Here is a 13,820-nt window from a genome sequence, read left to right on the forward strand (position 1 = left end):
CGGTCCGGGAGTAACGGCTCGATCCGCGCCCACTGCGCATCTGTTAACGGCACACCCAGACCAACGACCGACTGATCCAAACGAAACTGCCTAGCAGCAACGCCCCGCGCTGAGCAGCGGCATGAGTCCTCCCCCGGCGATGGCCCCGGGAGGACTCATTTTGCTACTCAAATGCGATCCGGGAGGCCGACCACTTCTCGGCACGGCGGAGTGCCTCGATCCTGGCGACGACGTCAGAGCTCGTCGCCGATGGCCGGCGCCGCGGTGAAGCACAGGGTGTTCCTAGCGCCAGGGATCGAGGGCCAGCTTGCCCCGGGTCTGGCCCGCTTCGAGTTGCTGAAGCACTGCCGGTCCTTCGGCCAGGGGATGCACGTGGGGTGTGCCGGGTGGGTAGACGCCGTGGGCGATGAGGGCCTCGATCTCTACGAGCAACGACTGGTAGAGGGACGGGGCCGCGACCGCCAGCGCGCCGATGTGCAGGCCCTTGATCTGAACCTGGTGGGTGAAGACCAGGTCGTGCGTGGTCAGAGTGGCGTCACCGGAAGCGGCTCCGAACACGATGATGCGTCCGGTGAAGGGCTTGGTAACCGACAGGCTGGCCTCGAACGTGGCCTGGCCCACCGATTCCAGGACCAGGTCGACCCCGCCGGTCAGGCGGGTGATCTCCTCAGCCAGATCGGGGCGTCGGCTGTCCAGCACCTCGTCGGCGCCGACGGCTTTGACGGTGTCGTGCTTCTCCGGCGAGGCCGTGGCGATCACCCGTGCACCGTAGTGGCGGGCGAGGCGGACGGCAGCCTGCCCGACGCCGCCGGCCGCGGCATGAACGAGCACCGCCTCACCCGTCTTGATCTCGCCCAACGGCTTCAGTGCCGCCAACGCGGTGGCCCAGTTCAGCACCAGGCCGAGAGCCTGGGCGTCGTTCCAGCCGGACGGCACGGGAAGCACACCCGTGGTCGGCATGGTCATGTACTGCGCAAAGGCGCCCGGTCCGGCTCCGACGACATGGGTGCCGAGCGCCAGCGGATTCTCGACGTCCGGGCCGACCCCCACGATCTCACCGGCCGCCTCAAAGCCCGCCACGTAGGGTGCCTGCGGACCTCCTCCGTAGGTGCCATGGGTCTGCATGACATCGGCGAAGTTGACCCCAGCCGCGCCGACGCGGATCAGGTACTCGCCGGGCCCAGGGGTAGGGCGGCGATGACCCGTCGTGAGAGTCAGATCCTTCGGCCCACGGTGCGAGTGCTGGACCAGTGCTCGCACGGTCTGCTCGGCGGCGTTCTGCTGCTCGTCGATCTCCATGAACCGACCGTAGGAACCTCACACTTACGTCAAGGTCAAGCGGCCGTCAGAGATCAGTACGGCGGGCCTCTCTCAGGTAGGCGTCGAGTGCCGCCTGCTGATCGCTGAGAACGGCAATGCGAGCAGCGAGCCGATCGCGATAGCCCTGCACCTCGTGCAGGAACTCCGCACGCACCACCTCAGTGCCGGCATCGGATCCGTCAGCGAGGCTGGGCAGGACTTCCCTGATCAACCTCACGGGCAGTCCGGACTCCAGCAGCGACCGGATGACGAGCACCCGATCGATCGTGGACTGGCAGTAGTCACGGAACCCATTGCTGAAACGACCAGGGACGATCAAGCCTTCGTCCTCGTAGTGCCGCAACGACCGCGCACTCACACCGCTGACTCTGGAAGCCTCGCTGATCTTCATACCTGTAGCCAACGTCCAGGAGCACCGCAGTCTTCCGGCACTCGCTGTGACGAGTTGAAGACTTGCTCTGGCGTCAACAACCTCATGTCCCGCAACACCTAACGCCGTTACCGCCTTGCCTGCTTGCGGTCGGAGGCAGGCGGTCGAACGGCTCATCACCAGATGCCGCCCGGGCGCCCGGCTGGATCACTCGAATCCCCGAAAGACGACGTTTCCGCCGACAGTCTGTCGTCATTGCATGGGGCGAGGAACTGTCCGCACGGGGAAAGGCGCCACTGCAGGCGACCGCAGTCGCCGTCAACGACCCCTCCCCCGGGCTGATCTGCCTAGTCAGTACGTCGCTACAGGTGCAGACACTGGAACACCTTGTCGGGGTTCTCCAAGATGCACTTGGCCTGGTTCGGAGTCGGGATGAGCGGGTCAGCACTCGCCGTCGGCGCCATCCCCATGGGCGCCAGGACGGCGAGCAACACGGCGGCGACCAGGGTGAGGGCGCGATGAAACCGCATGTGACCTCCCAGAGGTTCCGGTTGACTTGTCGAGCATGGGCGCCCGCGCGATCGCCGAGAATCCCATCACCGGAAAACCAGCCGTTCGGGTGACGTATCGAAGGGATACATCAGCACCAAGGGGGCGCATGAGCTGGACGTGGAGGCGGGCATGGAGCGGGCGACGTCCTGGTTCGGGTCTCGCCGTCCCCTTCCTTGTAGAAGATCTCGACCTCGTGCTTCGTGCGGTCGACCCGGTTGTCGCTGCGGATGCTCTGGCCATGTCCCTTGCGGTCACCCGAGAGGTGACGTCCAAGACGTCGCCGGCCGCGGCCCGGTGCAGTTCTTCTCGTTGTCGCTGGCCGGGACTTCGCCGGGAGGGTTGGCCGACGGGCTCCACAGGGCCGGGCCGATGCCAGCGGGTCGCCAAACCGGGACGAGGACACCGCGGAGCAGTGGTGATCACGACTTGGTCTGCGAGAGCAGTGATCGTGGCAGTCCTCGTACGCCGGTCAGTGTGGCTCCAGTCAGCTTCACCCCGCTGAGCTTGGCTCCTCGTAGATCGACCCTGGTCAGGTCCGCACCGCTTATATCCACCCCCCGCAAGTCGGCGCCCCTGAGATCCGCTTCTGTCAGATCGGCATTACGCAAGGACGCATGAGTATCCGGGTCCAGCTCGACACCCAGTACGTCTTCCAGGCGTTCGTCGGCAGCGCTGAGCCGCGCCCCCTGCAGATTCGCCCCGATGAGATCCGCTCCACTCAAGTCGGCTTCAACGAAGACGGCACCGGTCAGTTTGGCCCCATCAAGCCACGCGTCCCTCATGTCCGTACCGAAGAACACCGCTTCGGAAAGGTCATTCGCATAGGCACGAGAGCCACTCAGATCGGCATTACGCAGGTTCGCCTCGGTGAAATCTGCACGGGCCAGCTTCGCCCGAGTCACCAGGGCATTCTCCAGGGTCGCCCACTGGAAAGAGGCCCGGAGCAAGTTGGCGCCGTCGACAAGGGCATGAGACAGGTTTGCGTCGTTGAAATAGCTGTCGCGCAGATCACCGAACAGTCCTGCGCTCCTGAGGTCGGCGCCGCCCAGAGTTGCTTGCCTGAACACCCCTCCCAAGCCCAAGTGGCGGAGCTCAATCCCGGACAGATTCAGCTGGATTTTGCCATCATGATCGGGTGATCTGTTGTTGAGCACAGTCATCACGGCGGCAATGTCAGTAGGCGGCGGATCCTTTCGGTCATCCAGGAGGTCATCCAATTTGATCTTGTCGAAGCCACCTGCAGGAACGCGCGCGTTCTGCCGCACGTACGCACAGAGGATTTCCACGATGGCGGGCTGGTCCCGGGGGGAGTCCTGCATGATCCGCTGTAAGGCATAGAGCCCGCCAAGGCGCACGTCCACGGATTTGGAGCCCAGGTGCTCTACCGCGTTGTTGAAGCGGTTGGTGATCTGCCCCTGTTCGGCGATCCGCAGCTCAGTTCGCGTCTGTCCCACTGACATCCACGTGAACAACAAGGCCACAAGAGCCGTCAGACCGGGCAGGGCGGCCACCACCAGGGCCGTCCGCCCCTCCCGACTGCGGTCCGGACTACGGTCTTCACCTGACAGGCGCCCTGCACGTCGCCGGAGCGCCTCCCGACGGTGGGTGGCACGCTGGTGTCGCCCACGGCGAGGGGTAATCCTCATCTGCCCATGGCACCTGATGGACCTGTGTCCGAGTGGCTGCCACACCGTGAAGGAACCCGAAGGACGGACCGGGTGCATTCTCGGCTGTGTACCTGCGGAGAGCGGTCAGGCTTCCGAGGCCCACACCCCTCCGGCCGGGCTCACCTGACACACCGTCGCCTCCCTCGTGCCCCGTAGGTCGACCGGACATCACGGCGTCCTGCGGCCCAGGGGCCGTCCACTCGCCTGCAGGAGACTCTCAACTGGGACGAGCGGGGCCGCATGACCGCGGCCTATGAGGGCAAGACCGGCCCGGACTACGACCAGCTGATCGATGTGGTCGTCGACGCCTACGCCAAGGCCGATCCGCCCGCGTTGAACACGTCTGTTCGCCCATCAGGGTCTGAGAATCCCGCAGCGCTTGCTCGAACCTGGGTGAGAGGCCGATGTAGCCTTCTGCCTGTTCGATTTCAGGCAGGGGGTGGGGATGCGTTGGACGTAGCGCCGGTCATGGAGTCGTTGGCGGAGCAGGGTGTGACGGTGTTGTTCAAGGTCGACGCCGAGCGCATGCGTGACGGGACGAAACCCTGGACCCTGGTCGCGAACGGAGCCCCGTTTCGGGATGATCTCCTGGTACGCACGGACGCCGTCTCTTTGGAGGCGTGCCTGGCTGTCTGCCTTCCGCGACTGCGTGAGTTCGGCCTGGTGATTCCCGATTGACGGCGCGGTCCAGGGCGGGCCACAGGCCGCGATCGAGCTTCCCGAAGGGGCATGGTGGGACTGGGACATCGTCGCCTGGGACCCTGGCCGGCTGCGTCTGGGCGCCGGGCACGACATCTCGTACGCCCACGGTCTGGAGCTGGTGTTCAGCGACCCGGTCCTCGTCATGTGCCCGGCCGCCTTCCAGGACCCGCTGTTCCGTGCGCCAACGCCTGACGAGGTCCGACTCGTTGCCCGGCAGGTCGGTGAGACGCCGCCCGTACTGATTGCCTTCGAGGCCGATGCGGGCGGGCCGAGTCTCGCCTCCGGCCTGGTCGCGGCCATGCACCTCGACATCGTCCGTGGAACCGTCTTCCGGTACTGGCGCGAGAATCTGGCAGCCGGGGAACGGCTGGCTCCCTGGGTGAAACCTCCGGCTTGATCAGTCTGCGCCTGCGGCTCACGCGGCCGACGCGCAAAGCGCTCCACCCGAAGACGGGCGCCTTCGGCGATAATCGGGAAGCCTTCGCGAACGCCCCGATGGTCAGCAACCTTATGCTCACTCCTCCTCATGCCGAGCGCATCACCAGGCCCCACTCATGCTGTGGCCTCCCCCAAGGTGAAGGTCAAACCAGGGTCGGGCCGGGGGCCCCGATCGTCTCCCGTGGACTCCGGCAACGTGATCGGCCGCGAACCGGCCCTACGGGGACGTTCGGTCTGCTCTGCCGGAGCGCCTCCGGGGAAGCCTCTGGCCTGGGCGGCGGGCCACGGAGGCGGTCGTGCCGGGAGTCAGAGCTGAGCACCGCCGACCCCTGGAAAGGACCACACCCTCATCCGCCCTCACGCCTCAACTCGTTAATCGGTTGCGGGCCTTCGGGTCGGGGTGTCTGATCCCGGCTATGACGATAGCCCTGGGAACTCCCGCGAACGACGGGGTGCGCGAGGCCATGGCCGCGCTGCGGGAGTGGCAGTACGACGCAGCGCCGATGCAATTGCATTCGGGGGACATCGGCTGGAACCACCGGCTCGGATCGGCGGAGACGGCCGCGGTGGTCCGGACCTGGAGCCGGGACGGGCGGATCCTCGCGGTGGGGATGCTGGATTCGCCGACGCTGGTGCGGATGACGGTCGCTCCGGACGCTTTCCATGATGAGGCCTTGGCGCGGCGGCTCGTAGAGGACTTCTCGCTGCCTGAGCGCGGCGTGCTGCCGGAAGGAACGGTGTCCGTCGAGGCGCCGCAGGGCCTGCTGCTCCATGACCTGTTGACCAAGGAGGGCTGGGGTGTCGACGAGCCGTGGACGCCGCTCTTCCGCGGCCTCGCGGAGCCGGTGGAGGAGCCCGGCGTGCGGATCAGGGCGATCGGCCCGGAGCAGGCGCAGGATTTCGCCGACGTCCTTCGGTCGGCGTTCAACACCTCGAAGCCGACGCGCGCGTACTGGCACGCCATGTCGGCGGGACCGTTCTACGCGGACGCCCGCTGCCTGGGCGCCTATGACGGGCAGGGCAATCTGGCGGCGGTGGTGACGGTGTGGTCGGCCGGCCCGGGGAAGCCGGGGCTGGTCGAGCCGATGGGCGTGCACGAGGACCACCGCGGTCGTGGCTACGGCCGGGCGATCACGTTGGCAGGGGCGGCCGCGCTGCGGGAGATGGGCTCGTCGAGCGTGCGTGTGTGCACGCCGAGTTCCAACGTCGGTGGCGTCGCCACGTACAAGGCGGCCGGGTTCGAGGCGCGGCCGGAGGTGCGGGACCGGATCCGGACGGCCTGAGAGCGTGGCGGCCGGGCAGGGCGCGCCCGGGTTCCCGGCGCTCGCCGAGATGCGGGACCGGGCTCGGGCCGCCTGATGTCGGGCCGCGCGGGATGGCGTGATTCAACTGCTGGGTGCTCGTGCTGGTGTGGGTTGATTCGAGGCCGGCGAGGGCTGGTGTTCGAGCCGTTGAGGTGCCGGTCGGTGCGGGCCGTCCCGGTGCGGTGGAGGTCTCCTGCGTGCAAGCAGGGTTCGAGGAAGGCGCGCGGCAGCCGAACCGTCGGGCGTGGCCCGGCGCGACGAGCAGCCGTACCGCTCGCCGCGCCGAATCCGATCATTCTCGGGTGAGCTCCCTCCCGATGCGCCCCGCCCACTCCTCGATCTGCGTGAAGTCCCGGAAGTCGCCGCCTTGTCCCTTGCGGATGATCATCCGGGCGACCCATCCTTTCGCGCCCTCGCGCAGGCAGCCGCCGAAGGTGATGTGCTCCCGGGCGTCGAGCCGGTCCATCGCCTTCTTCACGCCGGGCGCAGGCGGGATGTCCCGTTCCGAAGCCGAGGCGTCGAGCGGGCCGCTGCTGAAGAGCCAGAGCGGGCGTTCGACCAGTTCCCGGCGGTGGTGGCGGACGAAGCGGCGGGCGTCCTTCTGCCAGCGCCCGGCGTACAGCCCGCCTCCGACCACGACGGCGTCGTACGACGCGAGGCTCGCCACGGACTGGGCGGGCCGGACCTCGGCCGTCAGCCCTTCCTTGCGCAGGACCTCGCCGACAGCCTCGGCGATCTCCGCGGTTGATCCGTTCGTCGACCCGTAGGCGACCAGCACGCTGGTGGGCATGATGGTCCGCCTCCTCTCACAGTTTGCGCAGCCAGTCGTCGGCTACGCCGTGCAGTGCCTGGGCATGGGGCTGGAGACGCGCGTCGTCCAGCCGGTAGGTGAGCTTGTCGACCACGCCGACCACGCCGTCGATCTGGCGGGTCATGGACACGGCGATCTCGGTCTCGCTCTTGCGCTCCATCGGGCCGGTGAGCGTGACGACTCCTTCGACCACGGAGACGTCGACCGTCCGGGGCGCCAGCCAGAGCGTGCGGACCAGCACCTCGTCGATCACCTCCTGGCGGACTTCCCGGTCCGGTCGCAGGAAGACCTGGAGCAGGTCGCGCCGGGTCACCATCCCGACGAGCCGTTCCTCCTCGTCCACCACGGGCAGCCGCTCGATGCGCCGCTGCGCCATGGTCCGGGCGGCCTCCACGATGGTGGCGTCGGCGCGCACCGTGACGGCCGGTTCGGTCATCAGCTGTCCGGCAGTGCGAGCTCGGGCCTTTGCGGCCTGCCTGCGGGCGGTACGCGTCAGCCCGGAGAAGCGGAAGCGACGCTTCGGCGGCTCGAACGGGTCCGGGGCCTGCGCCTGCCGGACCATGAGGTCCGTCTCGGAGATCACCCCGAGCACCTTCTGGTCCTCGTCGACGACCGGCAGCCCGCTGATCCGGTGGTCGGCCAGCATCCGGGCCACCTCCTTGAACGGGGTGCCGTACGCGGCACGGACGACGTCCAGGGTCATCACGGAACCGACCTTGTTGTGCTTCATGTCCATCTTCCCTTCTCAGCGGAGTCGGCGCAGGTACGGGTCCTGCGGCCGGCGCGGAAGCAGGCGTACGCGCGCGTCGAGCACGGACACTCCGCCCGGTGTCGCGAGTACGGGGTTGAAGTCGGCCTCGGCGAGCTGCGGCAGGTCGGCCGCCATCCGGGACAGCCGCAGCAGCATCTGCTCCAGGCCTTCCAGGTCGACCGGACCGCTGCCGCGCTCGCCGAAGAGCAGCGGCGCACAGCGCGGCGCGGTGATCAGGTCGTGCACGTCGTGGTCGGTGAGCGGGGCGAGCCGGGCGGCGTGATCGCCCAGTACCTCGGTCGCGGTGCCGCCCAGTCCGAACAGCACCAGCGGACCGAAGACCTCGTCCTGGACGACTCCGGCGAACAGTTCGGTGCCGCGCGCGGCGAGCGGCTGCACGACCACGCCGGTCAGCAGGCCCGCGAACCGCATGTCGAAGTCCCGGAAGGCGGCGCGCACTTGGGCATCGCCCTGCAGGTCGAGGTGGACGGCGCGCTGCTCGCTCTTGTGCACCAGACCCGGCCAGTGGGCCTTCATCACCACCCGGCCGTCGGGGCCGCGCAGCCGCTCGGCTGCGAGGACGGCGTCGTCCTCGGTCTCGGCCCAGGCCCACCCGAGCTGCGGGATGCCGTAGCAGGAAAGGAGGGCGGCGCAGGTGCGCGGGTCGAGCCAGCCGCCGTCCGGGTTGTCGGCCAGGAACGTCTCGGCGACCTGGTGGGCGCGAGCCGTGTCGACCTCGTCGAGGTCGGGGACCGTACCCGGCGGGCGGCTCAGCCAGGAGGCGCGGCGGGCCGCGTGGGCCAGGGCCCGTGCGGCCGCCTGGGGCTCGGCGTACGACGGGATGGTGCCGCCGTCGGCGGCGGGCAGCAGCGTGACGGGCAGGTCCTGTTCGAGCCGTATCGCCGCGACCGGTCGTGTCCGGCGGCCCGGGCCGCCGGTGAGGGCCCTGACGAGGTTGTCGCCGGTTGCCGCGGCCACGGCGGTCGGGACGAGGGCCAGCAGCAAGGCGTCGATTGCGCCGTGGCCGACGATCCTGTCCACACAGGTGCTGAGCTGCTCCTCAGTGACCGCGGCGGTCGTGTCGACGGGGTTGCCGACGGCGGCACCGGCAGGCAGCACGGCGCGCAGGTCGTCGACCAGTTCGGGCGGGAACGGCGGTAGGACGAGGCCCGCCTCCGCGCAGGCGTCGGCAGTCAGGACGCCTGCGCCGCCCGCGTTGGTGACGATCGCGACCCGGGTGCCGGCCGGTAGCGGCTGGGCGTGCATCAGTGCGGCCGTTTCGAGGAGTTCGCCGACCGAACGGGTCGCGGTGATGCCCGCCTGGGTGAACAGGGCCTGGCGCGTCATGGTGCGGGTGGCGGCGGCCGCGGTGTGCGAGGCGGCGGCACGACGGCCCGCCTCGGTGCGGCCCGCGTCGACGGTGAGCACCGGCATGCGGCGGGTGACGCGGCGAGCGGTACGGGAGAACGCCCGCGGATTGCCGAAGGACTCCAGGTGCAGCAGGGCGAGGTCGGTCGTGCCGTCGCTCTCCCACCACTGGAGCATGTCGTTGCCGCTGACGTCGTACTTGTCGCCGAGCGAGGCGAAGGACGACACGCCGATGCCGAGCCGGGACAGCCCGTCGAGCAGCGCGATACCGACGCCTCCGGACTGTACGGCCACGCCAGCCGTGCCGGGACGTGGGTGGCCGGCCGCGAACGTGGCGTCCAGGGCGATCTTGGGGTCGGTGTTGGTGATGCCGAGGCAGTTCGGCCCGACGAGCCGCATGCCGTGCCTGCGGCACGCCGCCGTGAGTGCGGCGGCCTGGTCGCCGTCGAGGCCGGCGGAGACGACGAGGAGGGCTCGTACGCCCGCCTTGCCGCACTCCTCGGCGGTGGCCGGGACCGCTGCGCCGGGCACCGCGACGACCACGAGGTCGGGTGTCCTGGGGAGCGCTGCGACCGAGGGGTACGAGGGCACGGCGAGGATCGCGGAGGCGCGGGGGTTCACGGCGAACAGCCGCCCGGTGAATCCGCCGGTGTGCAGGTGGTGGAGGATGGCCCGCCCCACCGAACCGGGCTTGCGCCCGGCGCCGACGACGGCGACGGTGTCCGGCCGCAGCAGCGGGACAAGGCTGGCCACGGCGGCTGCCCGGCCGCGGGCCTCGACGGCTGCGAGGTAGGTGTCGTCCTCGCCGAGTTCGACGGTGCACCGTACCTCCGGGCCCTCGAAGCGGCGGGTCGTGCGCAGGCCCAGGTCGGCGAAGAGCTTCAGCACCTCGTGGTTCTCGCTGAGCGCGTCGGCGGTGAACGTGGCGACGCCCTCCGCGCGGGCGGCCGAGACCAGGTGTTCGACGAGGAGGGTGCCGACGCCGCGGTGGTGCAGTCCGTCGGCCACGGCCACGGAGATGTCCGCGGTGGTCGTGCCGTCGACGACGGTGTACTCGGCGAGGCCGATCAGCCGACCGTGTGTCTCGGCCAGCAGTGCCCGGTAGCCGGGACGGGGCGGAGCACAGGCACGGTCGGCGGCCGCGGCTGCGGAACGTCGGCTCGCCGCGAAGAACCTCAGCCTCAGGTTCTCCGGGGACATCTCCTCGTACAGCCCCTGCACCTGCTCGTGGTCGCCGGGCTCCACGGCGCGGATGCACACGGTCGTGCCGTCCGCCAGCAGGGCGTGGGCGGTGCGTGGGCCGAGGACGTCGTTCGTCATGACGGGTCTCCTCCCAACCTCGTGACACTTCGAGGATCCGGCGGACGAGCAGGCCGTCCCATGGGCTGTACGGGGACGAACCCGGGGCCGGTCGGCCCTGATCCGCGGGCCCTGCACCCAAGCCGGACTCGTCGCAGCGGGCCGGCTGTGCCGTCCGGTGGGTCGGTGACGCGGCCGGCCGGGGTGTGAGGGGGCGCCGTCCGATACCTGATCCGGGAGTGCTCCTCGGTCACCGGCGTGCGTGGCCGAGGGGGGCCTGCCGGCCGGGGCGACGGTGGCCGCGTATCCGATTGCGCGGGTCGTGGAGCACGCGGGCGTGGCTGGCGTGTCGCTGATCATGATGGTGGACCGGCTGCCGCAGCAGGACGACGCTCAGACCGACTTGGGTCGCAGAGCCCACCGCGCGCAGCGCAGCGCCAGTTCGGCGAGGAGGACCGTGGAGGCGGTGGCCAGGCACACGGCCCACTGGGCCGCGGTCAGTGGCACCGTGCCGAAGGCCGTGCGGGCCCACGGCAGGTGCACGGCGAGAGCCTGCACGACGAGGACGCCGCCCAGGCACAGCCACAGGGTGCGGTTGCGCAACTGGTGGCGGCCCAGCAGGGGGCCGTCGTCCGCGCGTGCGCTCAGGACGTTGAACGGCTGGAAGAGGACGAACGTGGTGAACGCCATGGTCAGAGCCGTGTCCGGGTCGACGTACGAGCGGGCGAGAGCGAACAGGGCGACGGTGCCCAGAGCCATGACGGCGCCGGCCCGGCCGATGGCGAGGAGCCGGCGGGCGTCCAGGATGCGCTCCTTCGGGTCGCGCGGTGGATGGCGCATCACGTCGTCGCGGGCGGGGTCGACGGCCAGGGCCATCGCGGGCGGTCCGTCCATGATGATGTTGATCCACAGGAGTTGGGCCGCCGTGAGCGGGGAGGGCAGGCCGGCCAGGGAGGCGCCCAGCAGGGTCAGGATGGCGCCGATGTTGGTGGCCAGCTGGAAGCGGACGAACTTGACGATGTTGTCGTAGATGGCCCGTCCTTCGCGCACGGCTCGCACGATCGTGGAGAAGTCGTCGTCGGTCAGGACCATGTCGGCGGCTTCCTTGGCCACGTCCGTACCGGTGTTGCCCATGGCCACGCCGATGTGGGCGGCCCGCAGTGCCGCCGCGTCGTTGACGCCGTCACCGGTCATGGCGACGATGTGGCCCCGGCTCGACAGGGCCCGCACGATCGCGACCTTGTGCTCGGGGGCGACGCGGGCGAACACACCGATCTCGTCGGCGCGCGCGCCGAGTTCGTCCTCCGGCATCCGGTCCAGCTCGGCGCCGGTCACGACGTCTCCGGAGATGTCCAGCTCCCGCGCGATGGCCGCCGCGGTGTCGGCGTGGTCACCGGTGATCATCTTGACGGCGACCCCGGCCGTACGGCACAGCGCCATCGCGTCTCGTGCCTGCGGTCGGGGTGGATCGGCGATCCCCGCGATCGACACCAGTGTCAGCCCGGACGGCGCGGGACGGGCTGGTGCGGTGGAGGCGGGCGGTGATCCGGCCACGATGCTGGAGGGCCCGGGCGGTGTTCCGGTCACGATGCTGGTGGGCCCGGGCGGTGATCCGGTCACGATGCTGGTGGGCCCGGGCGGTATCGCGTCCAGGACGGCGGTGGCCGCTCCCAGGACCCGCAGTCCGGTGCCGGCCAGTTTCGACGTCACGGTGAGGATGTCGGCGCGGCATTCGTCGTCGAGGCCCCGCACGCCGTCCTCGGTGCGGACATCGGAGCACAGGTCCAGCAGCACGTCGACGGCGCCCTTGACGTGGATGCGGGTGCGGCCGTCGGGTTCGGTGTGGAAGGTGGCCATGTACTTGGTGGCGGCGTCGAAGGGCAGCTCGCCCACGCGCGGGAGTTCGGCGCGCAGCCCGTCGGCGTCCGCTCCGGCCTTCGCCGCGAGGACCACCAGGGCGGCCTCCGTCGGATCGCCGACGAAACCGTCGTCGCTCACGCGTGCGTCGTTGCACAGGGCGAACGGCAGCACCGCCTCCAGCAGACCGTCGGCGGCCTGCGTCGTCCCGGCACGGCATACGGCGCCCGCACTCCCGTACCCCTCGCCCGTGACGTCGTAGAACCTCCCGCCGGTCCACAGGGCCCGCGCGGTCATCTCGTTGAGTGTCAGGGTGCCGGTCTTGTCGCTGCACACGACCGTCGCCGAGCCCAGGGACTCCACCGAGGCGAGGCGTTTGACGATGGCGCCGCGCCGGGCCATCCGGTACACACCGAGCGCCAGCGTCAGGGCCAGTACGGCGGGCAGCCCTTCGGGGATCGCGGCGACGGCCAGGGCCACGGCCCGCAGCGCGATGTCCGTCAGTGACTCACCGCGGACCAGCGCCGTCAGGGCATAGACGGCGACCGCGACACCGCTCAGCAGCGCGAGCCGACGGCCGAGACTGTCCAACTGCACCTGCAGGGGGCTGGGCGGTTCCGTGCCGGTGCGCAACTCCTCGGCGATCGCCCCGAGTTCGGTGCCCATCCCGGTGGCCGTGACCACCATCTCGGCCCGCCCCCGGGTCACGGCGGTGTTCATGAACAGCATGCTGGTGCGTTCGGCGAGCGGCACCTCGGCCGCCGCGGCGGGGTCGACCGGTGCGACGTCCTTGGCGACGGGCTGGGACTCGCCGGTCAGGGCCGCCTCGGCCACCTCGACCGACTCCGCGACGGTCAGGCGCCCGTCCGCCGGTACGCGGTCGCCGGCCTCCAGCAGGACCATGTCCCCGGGCACCAGGGTGAGCGCCTCCACCACCTGTTCCCTTCCGTCGCGGCGCACCCTGGCGGTGGGCGCCAGCATGCGGCGCAGTGCATCCAGGCTGCGCTCGGCGCGCCGCTCCTGCAGGTAGCCCAGTAAGGCGTTGATCTGCACGACGACCGTGATCACCAGCGCGTCCTCGATGTCACCGATGGCGCCGGCCACCACGGCCGCGATGAGCAGGATGCCGATGAGCCAGTTGCGGAACTGGTCCAGGAACTTCAGCCATTCCGGGCGCCGGGCCGGTTCAGCCAGCTGGTTCGGTCCACAGGCCGACGCCCGCGCCACGGCCTCCTCGGTGCTCAGGCCGAAGGCCGGAGCAACCCCGAGCATGGCCGTCACCTGCGCGGATTGCAGTCGAAAGGCTTCCGGTACGCCGCTGGAGCGCTCGTCTGCGGGACTTGCCTGTGCCGTGTCAGCCGTGGCCGGTGCGTCCATGCTT

At 69.9% G+C, this 13,820-nt stretch carries 11 protein-coding genes; 3 read left to right on the top strand and 8 right to left on the bottom strand.

Annotated elements, in window-relative coordinates; all coding sequences use genetic code 11:
• Positions 1-282: 282 nt before the first annotated feature.
• From ACWCPI_RS34805 to ACWCPI_RS34820, 4 genes are all read right to left on the bottom strand, one after another.
• The gene (locus ACWCPI_RS34805) at positions 283-1,299 is read right to left on the bottom strand and encodes an NADPH:quinone oxidoreductase family protein (RefSeq protein WP_451041950.1); all 1,017 of its coding nucleotides are present in this window, start codon (positions 1,297-1,299) and stop codon (positions 283-285) included.
• A 46-nt stretch (positions 1,300-1,345) separates the two neighbouring features.
• Entirely contained in the window at positions 1,346-1,711 is a 366-nt protein-coding gene (locus tag ACWCPI_RS34810) for a MerR family transcriptional regulator (protein ID WP_351095532.1), read from the bottom strand.
• 341 nt (positions 1,712-2,052) lie between these two features.
• A complete protein-coding gene (locus ACWCPI_RS34815) occupies positions 2,053-2,220 on the bottom strand; it encodes a hypothetical protein (protein WP_451041951.1) in 168 nt (55 codons plus the stop codon).
• A 441-nt stretch (positions 2,221-2,661) separates the two neighbouring features.
• Complete coding sequence (locus ACWCPI_RS34820) at positions 2,662-3,756, bottom strand: pentapeptide repeat-containing protein (protein WP_451041952.1); 1,095 nt, start codon at positions 3,754-3,756, stop codon at positions 2,662-2,664.
• A 393-nt stretch (positions 3,757-4,149) separates the two neighbouring features.
• Between ACWCPI_RS34820 and ACWCPI_RS34825 the strand changes: the two genes are divergently transcribed.
• The 3 genes from ACWCPI_RS34825 (at position 4,150) to ACWCPI_RS34835 (ending at position 6,332) form a co-directional block, all read left to right on the top strand.
• Entirely contained in the window at positions 4,150-4,587 is a 438-nt protein-coding gene (locus tag ACWCPI_RS34825; RefSeq protein WP_451041953.1) for a hypothetical protein, read from the top strand.
• 142 nt (positions 4,588-4,729) lie between these two features.
• Positions 4,730-5,008: a hypothetical protein gene (locus ACWCPI_RS34830; protein ID WP_451041954.1), complete on the top strand. Its 279-nt coding sequence runs from the start codon at positions 4,730-4,732 to the stop codon at positions 5,006-5,008.
• Positions 5,009-5,465: 457 nt separating this feature from the next.
• The gene (locus ACWCPI_RS34835; protein ID WP_451041955.1) at positions 5,466-6,332 is read left to right on the top strand and encodes a GNAT family N-acetyltransferase; all 867 of its coding nucleotides are present in this window, start codon (positions 5,466-5,468) and stop codon (positions 6,330-6,332) included.
• Between the two features lie 313 nt (positions 6,333-6,645).
• Here ACWCPI_RS34835 and ACWCPI_RS34840 read toward each other — a convergent pair whose 3' ends face one another.
• The 4 genes from ACWCPI_RS34840 to ACWCPI_RS34855 all read right to left on the bottom strand — a co-directional run bounded on the left by ACWCPI_RS34840 (position 6,646) and on the right by ACWCPI_RS34855 (position 13,816).
• Positions 6,646-7,143 (bottom strand): flavodoxin domain-containing protein, encoded by a 498-nt coding sequence (locus ACWCPI_RS34840; protein ID WP_451041956.1) that lies wholly within the window; start codon positions 7,141-7,143, stop codon positions 6,646-6,648.
• A gap of 16 nt (positions 7,144-7,159) precedes the next feature.
• Positions 7,160-7,894, bottom strand: a complete 735-nt coding sequence (locus ACWCPI_RS34845) for a CBS domain-containing protein (protein ID WP_451041957.1) — start codon at positions 7,892-7,894, stop codon at positions 7,160-7,162.
• A 15-nt stretch (positions 7,895-7,909) separates the two neighbouring features.
• Entirely contained in the window at positions 7,910-10,603 is a 2,694-nt protein-coding gene (locus ACWCPI_RS34850; RefSeq protein ID WP_451041958.1) for a bifunctional acetate--CoA ligase family protein/GNAT family N-acetyltransferase, read from the bottom strand.
• Positions 10,604-10,975: 372 nt separating this feature from the next.
• Complete coding sequence (locus tag ACWCPI_RS34855; protein ID WP_451041959.1) at positions 10,976-13,816, bottom strand: cation-translocating P-type ATPase; 2,841 nt, start codon at positions 13,814-13,816, stop codon at positions 10,976-10,978.
• Between the last annotated feature and the right edge of the window lie 4 nt (positions 13,817-13,820).

The organism is Streptomyces sp. NPDC001920 (assembly GCF_053594495.1).

Coding starts and splice junctions, on each gene's coding strand:
- ACWCPI_RS34805 (WP_451041950.1), bottom strand. CDS start 1,299: ATGGAGATCGACGAGCAGCAGAACGCCGCCGAGCAGACCGTGCGAGCA.
- ACWCPI_RS34810 (WP_351095532.1), bottom strand. CDS start 1,711: ATGAAGATCAGCGAGGCTTCCAGAGTCAGCGGTGTGAGTGCGCGGTCG.
- ACWCPI_RS34815 (WP_451041951.1), bottom strand. CDS start 2,220: ATGCGGTTTCATCGCGCCCTCACCCTGGTCGCCGCCGTGTTGCTCGCC.
- ACWCPI_RS34825 (WP_451041953.1), top strand. CDS start 4,150: ATGACCGCGGCCTATGAGGGCAAGACCGGCCCGGACTACGACCAGCTG.
- ACWCPI_RS34835 (WP_451041955.1), top strand. CDS start 5,466: ATGACGATAGCCCTGGGAACTCCCGCGAACGACGGGGTGCGCGAGGCC.
- ACWCPI_RS34840 (WP_451041956.1), bottom strand. CDS start 7,143: ATGCCCACCAGCGTGCTGGTCGCCTACGGGTCGACGAACGGATCAACC.
- ACWCPI_RS34845 (WP_451041957.1), bottom strand. CDS start 7,894: ATGAAGCACAACAAGGTCGGTTCCGTGATGACCCTGGACGTCGTCCGT.
- ACWCPI_RS34850 (WP_451041958.1), bottom strand. CDS start 10,603: ATGACGAACGACGTCCTCGGCCCACGCACCGCCCACGCCCTGCTGGCG.
- ACWCPI_RS34855 (WP_451041959.1), bottom strand. CDS start 13,816: ATGGACGCACCGGCCACGGCTGACACGGCACAGGCAAGTCCCGCAGAC.